The following is a 16,248-nucleotide window of genomic DNA, read 5'->3' as shown; positions in this document are numbered from 1 at the left end:
AAACCGGTGGTCACCAGTTTGGCCGCATCTGGACATGCGGATGGCATGTGCAAGCGATATAGTTAACCCATTCCCCCTTTGTGAGGTGCAGGTTTGAAGATCCTTGTGGTGGAAGACGAGGTCGGCATCCGCGGCAATCTGGTCATGCTGCTGCGCATGGAAGGCTTTGAGCTGATTGAAGCCGCCAATGGCGAAATGGGCCTGGCCCTGGCGCGCCAGGAGATGCCCGACCTGATCCTGTCTGATGTGATGATGCCCGAGTTGGACGGCTACGGCTTTCTGGAAGCCCTGCGCGCCGACCCGCAAACCGCGGCCATTCCCTTTATCTTTTTGACCGCACGCTCTGACCGCGCCGACCGCCGCCGCGGCATGAACCTGGGCGCTGACGACTACCTGGGCAAGCCCTTCACGCGCGACGAAGTGCTGGAGGCTGTGCACGCCCGCATCAAGCGCGTGCAGGCGCTGGAAAAAACCAACCCCAATGCGCCCGACCCCACCCATTCGGCGGGGCCAGCGCCCATCAAGGGCTACAAGGTGCTGCGCACGCTGGGGGCTGGCGGCATGTCGGAGGTGTTGCTGGCCGTGCGCGAGGCCGATGGCCTGGAGGTGGCGCTGAAGCTGCTGGACACGCGCCAGCACCAGGACGCCATGCTGCTGCAGCGCTTCATTCAGGAATACGCGCTGCTGGAGCAGATCAACCACCCCAACGTGGCGCGCATTTTTGACCACGGCTTTACCGACGAGCACGCCTTCATCACCATGGAGTACTTTGCCCATGGCGACATCAAGCGCCGCATTGCCGCCGGGCTGTCGCCGTTTGAGGCGCTATCCATCGCGCTGCAGGTGGCGTTTGCGCTGTCGCAAATCCACGCGCTGGGCATCGTGCACCGCGACGTGAAGCCCGACAACCTGATGCTTCGCGCCGACGGCAGCGTGGCGCTGATCGACTTTGGCGTGGCCAAGCACATGGGCGATGAGCTGGAGAAAACGCAGCAGGGCGACATCGTCGGCTCGCCCTATTACCTGAGCCCCGAGCAGGCCAGCGGCCGCCCGGTCAGCCCGACCAGCGACATCTATAGCCTGGGTGCCATCTTCTTCGAGATGGTGACCGGCAAGCGCCCCTATGTGGCCGACCACATGGAGGCGCTGCTGTACAAGCATGTGCACGCCCCCATCCCGCGCTTCGAACCCAAGTTTGCCGAGTTCCAGCTGCTGCTGGACAAGATGATGCACAAGGATCCCACCCAGCGCTTCCCCAGCGCCCAGGCCCTGGCCGACTTCATCGCCAGTGGCTGGCCTACGGTCATCCGGCTGATGGAGGCCAAGTCTTTGGCGCATGGGGCCAAGTCGGTGTAATGCTATTGAATTGGCAGCTGCTGGCGCAATCCACATAAGGGCTGCAGCTCTAAATCCCAGTGAAACCCCTAGACGACCATTGTTTCACTCCCGTTGGAGTGGTCGCAGTGCGCCAGCACGGTTCTGGCCTATCTCATGGATACGGAAAATTGGGAGCGGTCAGCGTAGACCATGAGTGTTTCCAGTTGGGCCACTTCAAGGCCTTCTACCAAGGCCTGGGCATTGATCTGCACTGCGGCATCACCGATCTGACGGCAGGTAATTTCGAAGTTGACGTCCTGTTCAGGCAGCACCGGGCGTTTGAACGAGCACCGTCGCACTGACGCCAATATGCCGATGCGATCGCCGGACAGGGATTGCACGTAGGCGTCGGCGCTCAATAGCCCGGCACCGGCAAGTTGAGTCACCGATTCAATCAGCATCACTCCGGGCACCAGCGGGTAGCCAGGAAAATGCCCCTGTATCAGGGCATTGTCCAGCGCCCAGTGCGCTGTGGCCGAATAGGTACGCGGGCCGCGTGCAATCAACTGCCTGCAGGCAAATATGGGCCCTCGATGGGGCAGCAAGCTTTCAATCGCCTGGCGATCCAGGGTGAACGGAAATTCAGGAATGGGCAGCCTCATGCAGCAACAAACCGGCGCGCGATCAAGGACACATTGCTGCCGCCGAACGCAAATGAATTCGACATCACCGCCTCAATATGGCAGCCGTGGCGCGCCTGCAGCGGAATGTAGTCCAGATCACAACGCGGATCGGGCTTCTCCAAGTGCGCCGTCGGTGGCAACGAGCCACTGTTCATCGCCTCTATGCTCAGTGCCAGTTCAAGTGCCCCGGCCGCACCAATCAGATGCCCGTGCATGGACTTGGTGGAGCTGATGGCGACTTGCTTCGCGGCGCTGCCAAAAGCCATCTGGATGGACTGTGTTTCTGTCACGTCTCCTGCATCGGTTGCTGTGCCGTGGGCATTGACGTATTGGATTTGTTCGGGCGCCAGATTGGCCTCGTGCAGCGCCTGCTGCATCGCATAGGCCTGGCCGCTGGCACTGGGCGCGGTCAGATGCTGGGCGTCGCTGCTGCAGCCGTAGCCGGCCAACTCGGCCAGCACTTTCGCGCCGCGCTGGTTGCTGCGGGCAGCGCTTTCCAGCACCAAGGCTGCGGCCCCTTCGCCAATCACAAAGCCATTGCGATCACTGGAAAACGGGCGGCAACTGCGGCTTGGGTCGTTGGCGTCCGGCTTGGCCATCACGCGCAATGCGTTCCAGCCCATCATCACGCCGGGGTTGAGCATGGCCTCGGCGCCGACCACCAGAGCCGCGTCCAGATAGCCATGGCGTATTGCGCGGTACGCCTCGCCGATGGCAATGGCCGACGAGGCGCAGGCCACTGCGTAGGTGTTGCTGGGGCCATGCAGGCCGTAGCGCATGGTGATCGCGGCGGCTGCCGCATTGGCCATGATGCGTGGCACGGTCAGTGGGTGCATCACCGTGGGGTCTTTGTGCTTCAGGCTGGGGTCGGACAGCGTCTTGTAAAAACGCGTGTACAGGCTGTCGGTGGTTTGGGCGCCGCCAAAGCCGATGCCGACGAACACGCCAATGCGCCGCGAGTCGCTGCCTTCGGTGCTAAATCCGGCCTCGGCCACAGCCTGTGCGGTGGCCACGATGGCAAATTGGGTAGCGCGGTCCAGTCCCTGGTCAGCAGGACCCAGCAGTGTTTGCGGCTCCACGCTGGCCTGGGCGACCACAATTTGTGGCAACCAGGCGGCGATATCTGCCGGGCGGGCGCCTATTCCACTGCGCGCCTGCAGGGCGGCCGCAAAGCTGCTGGCCTTGTCGGCCCCCAGCGCACAAATGATCCCGGAGCCAGTGACAACAACCGTATTCACAGGAAGTGGATTAGTTCGTGGGCGTCGGGGACGGGGTTTGCGTTTGTTCTTGCACCATGGCTTCGATGGCCGCCACCATTTCGGAAAAGGACATGGGCAGAAAAATCATGGGGTCCGGAATCTGGAAGCCGTATTTATCTTCGACTTCAAACAGCATTTCGACCAAACCCAACGAGTCCAGATCCAGATCAGAAACTTTCAAATCCGGGTTTTCAAATTTCTGCGGATCGGTGCCCGCAGTCTCCACTAAATACTTTTTGATTTGATCGATTAACATGCTTTTTGCCAGTGTGACAGTGGAGCCGGATTGTATCGGAACCCAGTGTTGGCAAGGCCTGGCGGCTGGGCTGTAGCGCATTTGCGTGGATTAGAATCCAACGCCCCCGTCGCTTGTCCGCAGGGCCGTAACCGGCTTGTTTAGTGCCGCGCCGGAGTTCGTAATTATTAGATTGAGTCCGCAGCAATTCATGAGCAAGGTGCCTGGTCGAAGAGTCGCTGTCACCGGCATTGGAATGGTGAGCCCCTTTGGCGGCGATACCGAGGATTTCTTCACCCGGATTCTGGCGGGCGAATCGGCGGTCCGGCTCTACCACCACCCCACTTCCCCGTTTGCACTGGCGCAACCGGCCGTGGTGTGCACACAATTCGATGCCGAGAAAAGCATAGGTCGGGCCATGAGCCATGTGGCGGACCGTTACAGCCAGCTCGGTGTTGCGGCGGCGTTGTCGGCCTGGGACGATGCGAATCTGGCCCGCGACGGCGGCGGCGCTGACGACTATGGTGTTTCCTGGGGTACCGGCGTAGGCGGCATGTTGACCTACGAAAAGGGCTATGGCGACATCTTGCTGCGCGGTAAGAAAAGGGTCTCACCGCTGTCGGTGCCCATGGCAATGAACAATGCCGCTGCCTCCCACATCGCAATGGCGCTCAACCTGGGCGGCGCCTGCACGACCTATTCCGTGGCCTGCGCATCTTCCACGATTTCGATTGGCGAGGCGTACCGCCGGATTCAGCGCGGTGAGTCTTCGCTGGTCGTGGCTGGTGGCTCCGAGGCGCCGCTGGCGTTCACCATCATGCGCGCCTGGGAAGCGCTGCGCGTGGTGGCCAGCGCCGACGAACAGACTGCGTATCGCGCTTGCCAGCCGTTTCAGCAAGGCCGCAGCGGCCTGGTGCTGGGCGAAGGTGCGGCAGCGCTGGTGCTGGAGGACTGGGCCCATGCAGAACAACGTGGTGCCCGCATTTACTGCGAGTTGGCCGGTTTTGGCCAAAGCTGCGACCACACGCACCTGGTGCGGCCCGATGCGCAAGGCCAGGCCCGCGCAATGGCAGCGGCGCTGCGCGAGGCCGAACTGACGCCAGCAGAGGTGGGCTATGTGAATGCCCACGGCACCGCCACGCCAGAAGGCGATACGATTGAAATCAGTGCATTGAAGCAGGTGTTTGGCAACTACGCAGAGCACTTGCCGGTCAGCGCCACCAAGTCCATGCATGGCCACTCGCTGGGCGCAGTCGGCGCGATGGAAGCGGTGATCACCGTGCTGGCGCTGGTTCGGCAAGCAATCCCGCCCACTGCCCACTTGAACCAGGTAGCCGATGATTGCACCGGGGTGCACCACGTGACTGGCGGCGCGCTGCGCGGTATGCCGCTGCAGGCGGCGCTGAGCAACTCGTTTGCGTTTGGTGGCAGCAATGCCGTGTTGGCGTTCAAGGTCGCCGCCTAAAGCCTGTGATGCAAACCCTTTATCACCTGTCTTGTGCCATCCGCCTGCGCTTTGCACTGCTAGTGCTGGGCGTGGGCTGTTTGTTGTGGACCGCGCTGGCGTTTCCGCTGGGCCTGGTGCTCCCCAAGCGGCGCGGAATGTGGCTGGGCCGCTGGATGGCGACGCTGGGTTTTCGCGCCTACATCTGGCTGCTGCGCGTGATCGGCCTGGGCCGCTTTGACATCACCGCGCTGGACGCGCTGCGCGGCACCGGACCGTTGATCCTGGCGGTGAACCACCCGGGCTTGCTGGACGCGCTGATGGTCTTATCGCGGCTACCAAATATGACTTGCATTTTCAAGGCCTCGCTGATGCGCAATCCGCTGTGGGGCGCCGGCGCCCGGCTGGCTGGCTACATCCGCAACGACCAGTTTCTTGAGTCTGTCAACTTGGCGGTCGGTGAACTGCAGCGCGGTAGCCAGTTGCTGCTGTTTCCCGAGGGTACGCGCAGCGACCCGATGCCGCTGGGCGAATTGCAGATCGGTGCTGCCTATGTGTCGTATCGCTCCGGGATTGCGATCCAGACCATCATCATCGAACAGGACAGTTATTTTTTGGGAAAAAATTGGCCCTGGCTCAAACGCCCCGAGATGCCAATGCAGTTTCGCATCCGGCTCGGCCAGCGCTTTGATCCACCGACCAACCCCAAGGTCTTGACGCAGACGCTGCAGGCCTATTTTCAGAGTGAAATCAAGCCGCTCTCCAGCAACCAATAAGCCATGTCCACGCCACTACCTTCCTCCAGCCACTTGGTGCTGATCCCCAGCTACAACTCCGGGGCCAAGGTCTACGAAACCGTGACCCAAGCCCGCGCCCAATGGAATCCGGTTTGGGTCGTGGTCGACGGCAGCACTGACGGCACCACCGCGGTGTTGCAGGACATGGCTGCGCAAGACGCCGGCCTGCGGGTGATAGCGCTCCCACACAACCAGGGCAAGGGTGCGGCGGTGCTGCATGGGCTGGACCGGGCCGCGCAACAGGGCTTCACGCATGCGCTGTGCATGGACTCCGACGGCCAGCATCCGGCACACCTGATCCCCAGCTTTATGCAGTGTTCGCAGGCGACGCCGGCGGCGATGGTGCTGGGCGTGCCGGTGTTCGATGCCAGCGCGCCAGCGCTGCGTGTCAAGGGCCGCAAGATATCCAACTGGTGGGCCAATCTGGAAACCCTGTGGGCTGGTATTGGCGATTCGCTGTATGGCTTTCGGGTCTATCCGGTGGAGCCACTGCGCGCGGTGATGCAGAGCCAGCGCTGGATGCGGCGTTTTGATTTCGACCCCGAGGCCGCGGTGCGGCTGTGCTGGCGCGGCGTGCCGCCCATCAACCTGCCCGCGCCGGTAAAGTACCTGCAGGCCCACGAGGGGGGTGTGTCCCACTTCAACTACCGGCGTGACAACCTGCTGCTGAGCTGGATGCACTTTCGCCTGATGGTCGGTTTCGTCTTGCGCCTGCCGGTGTTGATCGCCGGAAAACTGGGTCGCAGCAACGCTAGAGGAGCATAGAGATCCATGTCCGCCGTCGTCATGATGCACCTGTTGCGGGAGCGGTTCTATTGGGGCAGCCAGCCGCGCGAGCCGGAGCCAGACTTGGTCATGGAAAGTGAAGCCCAGACCCAGGCCTTTGCGCTGGCCGGCGAACAGGACGGGGTGTTGGCTTTTTTGTACCTGTACAACGCGCTGCAGATCAGCAGCGTGCTGCAGCCCGGCGACCGGGTGCTGGACCTGGCCTGTGGGCCGGCCAATCAGCTGATCCAGATGGCGCGACTGAACCCCGACATGCAGTTCGTCGGCATTGATGCGTCACCCAGCATGCTGCAGCACGCGCAAAGCGGACTGCAGCGGACTAACACCCGCAATGTCGAATTGCAGTTGGGTGACATCACGCTTTTGAGTGGTCTGGCGGATGCTAGCTTCGATTGCGTGACTTGCACCATGTCGCTGCACCATCTTCCGGATGTGACAGCGTTGCATGCAACGATGCATGAGATCCGCCGGGTGCTGAAGCCAGAGGGGCGTTTCTACCTGGTGGACTTTGGCCGCTTCAAGCTGCGCAGTACGCAGCGCTTCTTCGCCGACGACCTGCATGAATCGGTGCAATTCACCGAGGACTATTTCAACTCCCTGCGAGCCGCGTTCAGCGTGCAGGAATTGTCTGCGGCGGCGGCCAAGCTGGAGCCTGGCATGCGGCCCTATGCGACGGTGTTGGCGCCCTTCATGGTGGTGTTGCGCAGTGCTTTCCAGCGCCCGCTGGATGCCGCCACACTGCAGCGGGCCAAGGCGGGGTTGGCCTATTTGTCGGCCCCGCAGCAGCATAACTTTCACAATCTGGCCAACTGGTTCCGGATGGGGGGCTACCCGCTGTGCTGCGTGCTGAAGGGCTAAGGCGCCACGGCCTCAGCCACTTCAGTTTTGTGCGCGTTGAATACGGGCTGCGCGTACAAGCGCAGCAGCGCTTCGCGCACAACCGCGCGGTTCAGGCCGATTGAAGTGAGCTCAGCAATCTGCTGCTCCAGCTTGCGAATAAAACCTTGCGCATAGGGTGTAGCAAGGTCAGGTTGACCTTGGGTCAGTAGCGCGTGGGCGATCTGGTTGCTGTTCCAGACGTGGTAGTTGCGCCAGATTTGCGCATCGATCTTGTCCACCACTTCTTGCACCACATCATCGCCCGCAGCGCCGTCCAGGCGCAGTTGCTGGCCAAACGCCAGGTGAATATGGCCCTTGTCGGCAACCAGGCTGTCGCGGATCTGCGCGATGTCTTCGCCAGCCTGTTTTTGGTAGCTTCCGTGCTGGCGGCGCAGCAGCGTTTCGTGAACCTTTTGCACGGCGCAGGGTTCGAACTCGTAGGAGATCGCGACTGGCACGATGTGCAGCTTGTCAAAATTGGCGGGCGAACGGGCCGCATGCAGACTCAGCATCTTGATGATGGCCGGGTCGGTGTGGTCGTTGCCGTCCTTGGTGCGTCCCGGGCTTTGCGACAGCCAGACCGAGTAGCGCTGCTCGGTAATTTGGCGTGCCAGATAGGCCGCCACTTTTTGGGCGCTGGAGTAGACGTCGCGGCGCGAACCGCTGCGCTTGATGCTTACGCCGTTGAGCAGCAGCATCAGTTCGGTGACGCCGGGCACGGTCATCAGGTTGTCGCCAACGCAGACCTTGCAGGTGCCCCGGCCGCTGGCCAGCAGGTTCAGCGCGACCAGCGCGGCATCGGTGATGATGCAGCGGTGGTTGGATACGAACAGGAATTTGCGGTCGACCGGCAACTGGTTCAATCCGGAAATGCTCAGACCCTGTGAGGTCTGGCCCAGAATCCGCTGCAGCGCCGGGTTGACATAAGTGGTCTGGAATTCTTCGGTGCTGTGCAGGCCCTGTGCCTGCTGCTCGATGGTCCCGCGGCTGACGTTGGGAAAGTTCCAGCGCAGCACCGTGTCGGCCAGCGGGCTGGCCAGAAAGCGGTCGCGACAGGCGGCGAATTCGGCCGGGCTGTCCAGCGTGCGTTGGCCTGCGGAGTTCAATGCGTGGACCGGTTTGCCAGGCTGTGCATCAGACCATGCCGCCATTGACCGAGATCACCTGACCAGTGATGTAGGCCGCTGCCTCCGATGCCAGAAAGCCGACTAGCGCTGCCACTTCTTCGGGCTTGCCGGCGCGCTTCATAGGCACCAGGCTGGCAATAGCGGCGCTATCAAATACATCTTTGGTCATGTCCGAGCTGATGATGCCGGGGGCCACCGCATTAACGGTGATGCTGCGGGTCGCCAGCTCCAGCGCCAGCGATTTGCTGGCCGCATGCAGCGCGCCTTTGGCGGCGGCATAGTTGGTCTGGCCGCGGTTGCCCGTGATGCCCGCAATCGAAGAGATGTTGATAATGCGGCCCCAACGGCTGCGAATCATGGGCATGGACAGCGGCTGGGTGACGTTGAAAAAGCCGTTCAGCGAGACATCAATGACGCTGTTCCACTGGTGCCGTTGCATGCCGGGGAACACCGCGTCGTCATGGATTCCGGCGTTGTTGACCAGCACCTGGATCGCGCCGTCCTCCAGCAGCGCCTCCAGCGCCGCCTGTGTGGCGGGGCCGTCGGTCACGTCAAACTGAACCGCCTGTGCCGAGCCGCCGGCGGTCTGCAACTCAGCGCACAAGTTTTGCGCGCTGGTTAGATTGCTGTTGGCGTGGACGATCACGTGCAGACCATCGGCAGCCAGCCGGCGGCAGATCGCCGCGCCAATCGCACCGCTGCCACCGGTCACCAATGCGCGCTTCAAAGCAATTTCCATATGTCAGGCGATGTTGCTGACCTCGATGGCCAGGCTCAGCGACTCCAAATAATCGACTACCACCGTGCCGCTGCGCTGTTGCGCCAGCAGTGCCAGCATGGGCAGGCTGCGCGCTGCCGGAATGTCCAGACGCATTTGCTCCAGCGCGCTGTCTGGCATGGGCGTTGCGGCGTCGTCGCCCAGGGTCAGCGTCAGACTGGCGCGGCTGGCGGGTGTCTGCTGCGGGCTCAGTACAAGGGCCACGCCCATCGCATCCGAGATCGCGCGCAGGCGCCGGATCGGCTCAGGAAACGCGGTATCAAAGGCCAGCAGCATGCAGGGTTTGCCGTTGCTCTGGATTTGCGTAGCGGCTTCCAGCAGACCGGCGGCGAAGGTTGCGTCGTAGGTGTTCAGACTGGTGCTGGGCTGCATGCTGCCGGTGGCGATGCTCCAGTAGCCGGATGGCGCGTTGTGCACCGAATTGTGAAAACGGGTTGGCGACATCGCGCGCTCACTGGAGGCCAGTGCTTCGAGGATCGCGTGGGTGTTGTCGCAGTCGGCTTCGGTCGAGGAGAACACCGTGGCCAGGTTAGTCAAATCGGCACCAGCATGACGCGCGGCCTCCAGGCCAATCGCCATCGACAGCTTGACCGGTACCCCGACTCGGCGGCGTTCGGCGGGCGGCAGTTTTTCTACCGGCGGCAAGACAGTGGCGCTCGCCGCATAAGGCGCCCGTTCAGCCAGCACTTCACGGGCCTGCTCCCAGCCGGACAAGCCAGGCCCCAGCAGGCCAATGCCGTCCACGTAAATTCGGGTCATCGGCATTCGCAGGCAATCACGGCCAACGCGGACAACCGTCCGATTCGTTTGTGTTTTTGCCTTTTTACGATGTGCACTTCTGTCCCCCGCTGTTTGTTTTATGGAGCGGCTATTGTATGTGCCACCTACCTTGGTGGCGACCGGATCGGGCCGTGGTCCAGCCAATCCTCCCACAGGGTTTTCCAGGTCGCCCACTGGTGCATGCCGGGCAGTCTGCAGACACGCTCTGGGGGCAGCAAATCCGAAATCAGCGCCTGTCCGCGTTGGAAGCGGTCGTTGGTGCCAGTGCCGAAGTACACAGCGGTGGGCCAAGTGCCTTGCGCGGACTGCTGCGCCAGCCAATGCCACCAGGCGCGTTCATCGGTTCGCGCCTCGATGCCAGCGGGCTGCAGTTGGCTCCAGGGCCCGGCGCCGCCAGCGGTGCGGATTTCGTCCAGCACATCTCCGGTGCCGGGATAGGGGCTGAGCAAATAGAGGCCGGCCAGCAGATCCGCATGGTGGGCCGCATAGTGCAGTGCGCTGAAGGCGCCCAGCGAAATGCCAGCCAACCAGATCGCGCGGTAGCCGCAGTCCCACGCGGGTTGCACCACCTGCCTGTGCAGGTGCTCGACAACCGTTTTGTCCAGCACATGCTGCCCGCTGGTGTCGGCCAGCAGCAGGTCCACAGGCACCTTGCGCTGGCGCAGCGCGTCGACAAAGCCTTGGCTGTAAAAGTCGTCGATGCTGGCCAGCGCGGGCGGCAGCAGCACCAGCAGCGTGTCTCTGCGCGCGGGCCCGGCAAAAAGCTCAGTGCGCAGGCGCACCGCTGCGCTCCCGGGTCAGAATCGCGGCGAAGACCAGTGCGAAAAAGGTGCCCGGTGCCACGGTGCTGCCGATCGCCGCCAGCACCGGTACATCGGATAGGCCCAACACACCAAAGCTGCCTACCGCCGTCAAATTGGCGACCAGCAGCGAGACTTGGGTCTGGTGCCGGTCGTGCGGGTCTGCGGTCTGGGCTCCGCGGTCGAAAAACAGCGCGTAGTTGGTGCCAATCGCCACCACCAGCAGCAGGCCGACCAGATGAAGGATGGTCAATGAGGTGCCGTGCAGCAGCAGCGCCGCGGTGACGCAGACCACGGAGCAGGCCAGCGGCGCGGCGACCCGCAGGGTTCTGACCCACGAGCGCAGCGATGCCAGCAGCAGCACCAGGATGAACACGCAGCCCAGGCCAGCCAGCCACAAGACCTCGTGGCGGTAGCCGTCAAACAGGCTGCTGGACTCATCCACCATATCGATCACGGTCGCATTGTCCAGGCCCTGGGCCCGCAGCGCGTCGTTCACCACGTCCAGCGCAATGCTGTCGGCCGATGGGCCTTCAGTCATCGCGCGCAGCGGCATCAGCACCAGATAGTCGTTAGCGCGCTGGATCAGCATGGTGTCGACCATCATCGCCACGGCAGTGCCGTCCAGATCCTTGCGTACCAGCGGCGGGTGCTCCCGCGCGGCCTGCAAGTCGGCGAGAAATGCGCCAAGCCGCTCGGCCTTCACCGGCAGGCCCTGTAGCGCCTGCTGCAATCGTTGATCGGCCTGTTCGGCATTGGGTAACGCGGCCTGCCGTTGTCGCTGCAGTGCGATGCTGGGCAACACCGAGGCTGGCGAAGTAAAGCCAGCCATCACCTGGTCCTGGGTCAGTTTCTGGAACACCGCGCCAACCTTCTCGGCCTGCTGCAGCGCAGTCTCCTGGTCTTTGGCCGTCAGCGCCATGATGTAGCGGGAGTCGGTGCCGCCCAGATCGCCGCGCAGCTGTTCGTCAACGCGTTGCTCTGATTTGGGAATCGGATTCAGACCAGACAGCGCGCGGTTCCAGATGCTGCCCTGGTGCGCGTAAATGGTGACGCAGGCCGCAACCGCTAGGCCGGCTAGCGGCCAGCGCAGCACCGCGGCGCGTTCAATGCCGCGGTCCAGTTGGGCGCCGACCTGGCGCAGGTCGCGCAGCGCCAATGTCTTGGGGGTCAGCACCGGCAGCACGTAGCGGGTTACCAGCACCGCGGCGACCAGGCCGACGATGGAGTAAAGCCCGAGCTGTGCCAGGCCAGGAAAGCTGGAACTCAGCAGCGCTGCAAAGCCGACGATGGAGGTCAACATACCCAGCCAGATGGTGCGCCAGAAGTTGCGCGCGTGATTGGCGGAATCTTGGTTCGAGGTGCGCTGCACGAAGAAGTAAATGGAGTAGTCGACAGCCTCGCCGATCAGCGTGGTGCCAAAGCCCAGCGTCAGGCCATGCACCTGGCCAAAGCCCAGGCTGACCGCGGCAATGCCGGCGGCCACGCCAGAGAGCACCGGCAGGCTGCCCAGCAGCAGCAGCAGCGCTGAGCGGTACACCACCAAGAGCAGACACACCACCAACACGAAACTGGCGGTTGCCAGTCGCGAGACTTCTTTCTCTATCGTGTTGCGAGAGGCCGCCGAGGACACGCCGGCGCCGCTCATCACTAGGCGGGCATCATTGCTGCGCCCTGGCAGTGCAGCGAATACGTTGCGAACTGTTTCCACCGCCAGCGACTGGGCCTCGGTGTCGGAGCCTGCGGCGCGGGTCAGCGCCAGCAACAGCGCGCGCTGGCCGTCGCGCGAGGCCCAGACGCCCTCGACGTTTTGCGGCTGACCAGGGCCTTGTAGCTGTTCGACCAGCTGTAGTGTCTCGCCGGTCGGGTCGCGCCCAAACAAGCGTTTCAGGCTCATGCCGGCGTCTCCGGACAGCGCCTCAATCGAGCCGCTGATTGCGCCGTGCAGTCCGTCGGCCTCAAAGCGCGCAGGCGTCACCGCCGGGCTCAGCAGGTAGCGGTTGTCAAAGAAGTAGGCCCGGTCGTGCTCCAGGGTTTCTTCCTGGCCGTTTTGTACCGCAACAAACAGGTCGGTCTTTTGCAGCGCCTGGTTGAGTTCCCGCGACAGCCGGGCCCGCTCAGGCGCGTCGCCGCCGTCGATGCCTATCATGATGAGCCGCGCCACGGCGCCGTCGCGCAGTTGTTCGATCAGCAGCTGCTGACGGGCGTTGGGCGTCTTGGGCATGAAGGCCGACAAGTCAGTGACAAAGCGCGTTTGCGCGATCAGCAGCAGGCACACCAGCATCGCGCTCAGCCAAAGGGCCGGGGGCAAAAGCGCGCGCTTGTTTTTCATGGTGCCGATTCCCAGAAGTCAAAGAAGTTGAACCAGTTATAGGGCATTGCCCGGCAATGCCGCTCCAGTGTCGCGACGTATTTCTCCAGCGTAGCCCGGACCACCGCATCGCGCTGGTCGCGCGGCACCGCAGCGAAGTCGGCCAGCGGCTCAAAGTGCAGTGTGTAGCGGTTGGCTCCGCCGTACAGCCCGGTCATAAAGTACACCGGGTGGCCCAGCATCGCCGCCAGCCGGAACGGGCCGGTCGGAAAGCGCGCTGGTGCGCCCAAAAAAGGCAGCGTGAGGTACTGGTCCGGACCGGACGCGCGATCGGCCAGCACACCGACCAGGCCGCCGGTCTGCAGCTTGTCGTGGATGCGCAGCATGGAGCCCCGCTGGCCCAGCGCAACGATGCCGGTAATCGCCTCGGGGTTGATCGCGGCCAGCGTGCGGTTGAGTTGCTGCGCATTTTCCGGGTACATCGCAACGCAGGTCTGAAAGCCATTGCGCCGGCTGTGGTCCAGCAAGACTTCGAAACTACCCATATGGGCGCCGAACAGCAGCACACCCTGCTGGTGGGCCTGGCGCGCGATGACGGGTTCGGCGCCAAACACCTGGATGTCAAACAACCGGGACTGGCCGTTCAGCAGAAAAAAGCGGTCGTGGATGGTGCTTGCAAATGCCAGGATGTGGCGGTAGCGGTCGCTCCAGGTCACAGGGCGCCCTAGCACCCGCGCCAGGTAGTCGCCAGACGCCTTGCGCGCGCTGGACACGGCCAGCAGGAAATACAGCGCAATGCCGTAGACCACGATGCGCGACAGGCGCCGGCCAAAGAGCAGCGAAATGCCGCGCATCAGCTGGAGCAGCAAAAAGCTGCCGCGTTCTTTGTGCTGCAGCCAGGCCGGCTGAGGGATGACCGGTGCCTCGGTACCAGGCTCGTTCATGGCGCGGCCGCGGTGGGCAGGCCAAAGCGGCCGCTGGCGATCTTGCGCGCTCCAAAGCCGCGAATTTCAAAGCGCACGCTGACGGAGCCGATGTCGAACTCCACTTCCAGTGCAGCCGCGTCGGCCGGGGTTGCCGGGCTGTGAAATTTGGCTTCGGTCAGCGCCTGCAGCGGCTGGCCCAACGCAGCCTCGATCGCGGCGTGAGCCCAGTCCAGCAGCAACACGCCAGGGACGATGGGGCGGCCCGGAAAGTGACCGGCAAATACTGGGTGGTGGGCGTCAAATGGCAATGCGACCAGCATCTCAATGCCTTGCGTTCAGGTGGCTGGCTATCAGCTCGGCCAGTGCAACGGCCGACAGCTTGCCGTTGGCGTCGCGCGGCAGCGTATCGACAAACAGCAGCGGGCGCGGCAAAAACACTGCGTCCACATGCTGACGCAACGCGGCCAAAATGTCGGCGCTCTTGTGTTGCAGCTTGGGCGCGACCACCAGCGCCAGCAGCCGTGGCGATTCCGACTCTTGGTGGGACGTGCCTTCATGCATGTAGAACACGCCGTCTTCGACACCCGGCAGGCTTTGCAGCAGCTGATTCAAAAACGCCAGCGAGTTGCGCTTGCCGACGATGTTGATCATGTCCGAGTTGCGTCCCAGTAGCCGAAACTGCGATGGGCTGATTAGCTCGACCACATCGTTGAGCAGCTGGGGTACATCGAAGTGTTCGGCGAAGGCGCGAGTCTGCTGGTCGTCGGTCTGCAGAGTGATGCCGCTATAGGTCAGCCAGTCGGTGCCCCGGGTTGGGCGTCGGGTCGCCAGCGCACCGGTTTCGGTGGAGCCGTAAATTTCGACCATAGGCGCCTGCAGCTGGGCTTCTACCTCTTGCGCCAGCTCCAGCGACAGCGGGGCGGTCGCCGACAGCACTGCGCTCACGCGCGGCAGTTTGATGTTGGCGTCCATCAGCTTTCGCAAGTGGAACGGTGTGGTGACCAGCAGGCGCGGCTTGGGCAGTTCGGCCAGCGCGCTGGCAACGTCGGCTGCAAAAAACGGCTGGCCCGCGCTGAGCTGGCCACCGCCAAAGATGGGCAGCAGCACGGTCGCCTCCAGCCCGAACATGTGCTGCGGCGGTACCGTGCCCAGCACTGCACAGGGCTGGCCCACTGTCTCCCACATGCGCTGCGCCTCAGCGATCGCGCAGTGCACCATGCGGCCAAAGCGCATCGTGTGCGCCTGCGGCGTGCCGGTCGAGCCGGACGTGAAGATGCGGGCGATCACCTGCCTGTGCGGAATCTGCGGCACTACCAACGGTGCCGTAAAGTCAGGTCGACCCGCTTGCGACACCGGCACATGGGGCATGTGCTCCGGCACCGCTGTGTCCGGTTCGCCGACACAGATGGCGTCCGGAAAATCGGCATACAGCGCCGCCATGTTTTTCGGCGCGGTGGAGTTTTGCAGCAGGCTGACGATGCCGCGGCTGATCGCCGCAAACAGTGCGACCGAAAACCAGTAGCGGTCCTTGCACAGGTTGAACACATGGCCGGTGTCCGGCAGGCGGGAGGCCAGCGCCAGTGCGTCGGCCAGAAACTCGGCCTGGCTGACGCCGCGTCCGTTGCGCCAGGCCAGGGTCTTGCAGGTGTCATAGCCGGGCAGGAGTGGCAGCGTCGTCATGGTGTGGTCAGGGGCGTCGGGGGTTTGATCATCACGCCGGCGCGCCCGCTCAGCAGCAGGCGATCTTCGCAGTGGATGCTGAAGTCGTACAGCAAGCTGATTTCGTTGCCAGAAACGCGGGTGGCTTGAATCCGCAGCGGCGCAGCGGCGTCGTCCAGCCGCGCCGTCGTCCACAGTACGTTGCGAACACTAGTCAGATAACCGATGTCAGGGGTCTGGTTGGGAGGCGCCAGCAGCGCACCGTGCACCGCCATCGCCTGCGCCGCATATTCGATGCCTGCCGTGATGGGCAGGCCCAGCGCGTTGCGCAGCGGGTTGTCCGGCGCCAAATGGCTGACAGCGCTACAGACGATTTCTGCGCTGTCCCAGCGCTCTGCCGCGTGCAGCAAACACATATTGCCTTGGTGCGGAATGTGGGCCTGAATCCAGCTCCGGTCAATCTTCAT

Annotated in this window: 17 protein-coding genes; 5 read left to right on the top strand and 12 right to left on the bottom strand. The window is 63.2% G+C overall.

All coding sequences use genetic code 11. From position 1 onward, the window contains the following. Positions 1–93 precede the first annotated feature (93 nt). On the top strand, positions 94–1,356 hold the full coding sequence (locus J2X15_RS06940) for a protein kinase domain-containing protein (RefSeq protein ID WP_310340738.1): 1,263 nt from the start codon (positions 94–96) through the stop codon (positions 1,354–1,356). A gap of 128 nt (positions 1,357–1,484) precedes the next feature. Here the strand turns inward: J2X15_RS06940 and J2X15_RS06935 are convergent, their stop codons facing one another. Genes J2X15_RS06935 through J2X15_RS06925 form a run of 3 tightly spaced genes read right to left on the bottom strand, consistent with a single transcriptional unit; the run spans position 1,485 to position 3,515 of the window. After that, positions 1,485–1,979, bottom strand: a complete 495-nt coding sequence (locus J2X15_RS06935) for a 3-hydroxyacyl-ACP dehydratase FabZ family protein (RefSeq protein WP_310340736.1) — start codon at positions 1,977–1,979, stop codon at positions 1,485–1,487. Then, positions 1,976–3,238, bottom strand: coding sequence for a beta-ketoacyl-[acyl-carrier-protein] synthase family protein (locus tag J2X15_RS06930; RefSeq protein ID WP_310340734.1), 1,263 nt, complete (start codon positions 3,236–3,238; stop codon positions 1,976–1,978). The genes J2X15_RS06935 and J2X15_RS06930 overlap by 4 nt, the downstream gene beginning before the upstream one ends. A 10-nt stretch (positions 3,239–3,248) precedes the next feature. Continuing rightward, positions 3,249–3,515 (bottom strand): acyl carrier protein, encoded by a 267-nt coding sequence (locus tag J2X15_RS06925; RefSeq protein WP_310340732.1) that lies wholly within the window; start codon positions 3,513–3,515, stop codon positions 3,249–3,251. 190 nt (positions 3,516–3,705) lie between these two features. Between J2X15_RS06925 and J2X15_RS06920 the strand changes: the two genes are divergently transcribed. The 4 genes from J2X15_RS06920 to J2X15_RS06905 are packed head-to-tail and all read left to right on the top strand — an operon-like array spanning position 3,706 to position 7,379. Further along, positions 3,706–4,959: a beta-ketoacyl-[acyl-carrier-protein] synthase family protein gene (locus J2X15_RS06920; RefSeq protein WP_310340729.1), complete on the top strand. Its 1,254-nt coding sequence runs from the start codon at positions 3,706–3,708 to the stop codon at positions 4,957–4,959. 8 nt (positions 4,960–4,967) lie between these two features. Then, positions 4,968–5,714 (top strand): lysophospholipid acyltransferase family protein, encoded by a 747-nt coding sequence (locus J2X15_RS06915; RefSeq protein WP_310340726.1) that lies wholly within the window; start codon positions 4,968–4,970, stop codon positions 5,712–5,714. A 3-nt stretch (positions 5,715–5,717) separates the two neighbouring features. Beyond that, positions 5,718–6,500, top strand: coding sequence for a glycosyltransferase family 2 protein (locus tag J2X15_RS06910; protein ID WP_310340723.1), 783 nt, complete (start codon positions 5,718–5,720; stop codon positions 6,498–6,500). Positions 6,501–6,506: 6 nt separating this feature from the next. Continuing rightward, a complete protein-coding gene (locus J2X15_RS06905) occupies positions 6,507–7,379 on the top strand; it encodes a class I SAM-dependent methyltransferase (RefSeq protein ID WP_310340720.1) in 873 nt (290 codons plus the stop codon). Here the strand turns inward: J2X15_RS06905 and J2X15_RS06900 are convergent. The 9 genes from J2X15_RS06900 to J2X15_RS06860 form a co-directional block, all read right to left on the bottom strand. Further along, complete coding sequence (locus J2X15_RS06900; RefSeq protein ID WP_310340717.1) at positions 7,376–8,506, bottom strand: 1-acyl-sn-glycerol-3-phosphate acyltransferase; 1,131 nt, start codon at positions 8,504–8,506, stop codon at positions 7,376–7,378. The genes J2X15_RS06905 and J2X15_RS06900 overlap by 4 nt on opposite strands. A gap of 28 nt (positions 8,507–8,534) precedes the next feature. Continuing rightward, positions 8,535–9,266: a 3-oxoacyl-ACP reductase FabG gene (gene fabG / locus J2X15_RS06895; RefSeq protein WP_310340713.1), complete on the bottom strand. Its 732-nt coding sequence runs from the start codon at positions 9,264–9,266 to the stop codon at positions 8,535–8,537. Between the two features lie 3 nt (positions 9,267–9,269). Next, entirely contained in the window at positions 9,270–10,070 is an 801-nt protein-coding gene (locus tag J2X15_RS06890) for a beta-ketoacyl synthase chain length factor (RefSeq protein ID WP_409034253.1), read from the bottom strand. A 119-nt stretch (positions 10,071–10,189) separates the two neighbouring features. After that, positions 10,190–10,867 (bottom strand): alpha/beta hydrolase, encoded by a 678-nt coding sequence (locus J2X15_RS06885; RefSeq protein WP_310340707.1) that lies wholly within the window; start codon positions 10,865–10,867, stop codon positions 10,190–10,192. After that, complete coding sequence (locus J2X15_RS06880; RefSeq protein WP_310340705.1) at positions 10,851–13,217, bottom strand: MMPL family transporter; 2,367 nt, start codon at positions 13,215–13,217, stop codon at positions 10,851–10,853. The genes J2X15_RS06885 and J2X15_RS06880 overlap by 17 nt, the downstream gene beginning before the upstream one ends. After that, the gene (locus J2X15_RS06875) at positions 13,214–14,140 is read right to left on the bottom strand and encodes an LpxL/LpxP family acyltransferase (RefSeq protein WP_310340703.1); all 927 of its coding nucleotides are present in this window, start codon (positions 14,138–14,140) and stop codon (positions 13,214–13,216) included. The genes J2X15_RS06880 and J2X15_RS06875 overlap by 4 nt, the downstream gene beginning before the upstream one ends. Beyond that, positions 14,137–14,442, bottom strand: a complete 306-nt coding sequence (locus J2X15_RS06870) for an ApeI family dehydratase (RefSeq protein ID WP_310340700.1) — start codon at positions 14,440–14,442, stop codon at positions 14,137–14,139. Before J2X15_RS06870 ends, J2X15_RS06875 begins: the two co-directional genes overlap by 4 nt. A 1-nt stretch (position 14,443) precedes the next feature. Next, a complete protein-coding gene (locus J2X15_RS06865) occupies positions 14,444–15,802 on the bottom strand; it encodes an AMP-binding protein (protein WP_310340698.1) in 1,359 nt (452 codons plus the stop codon). Continuing rightward, positions 15,799–16,248 carry a hotdog family protein gene (locus tag J2X15_RS06860; protein WP_310340696.1) on the bottom strand — a complete coding sequence of 150 codons (450 nt, stop codon included), beginning with the start codon at positions 16,246–16,248 and terminating at the stop codon, positions 15,799–15,801. Before J2X15_RS06860 ends, J2X15_RS06865 begins: the two co-directional genes overlap by 4 nt.

Source organism: Rhodoferax saidenbachensis, assembly GCF_031457975.1.
Classification (GTDB): Bacteria; Pseudomonadota; Gammaproteobacteria; order Burkholderiales; family Burkholderiaceae_C; genus Allorhodoferax; species Allorhodoferax saidenbachensis_A.
This window is presented reverse-complemented; position numbering and strand designations above follow the sequence as displayed.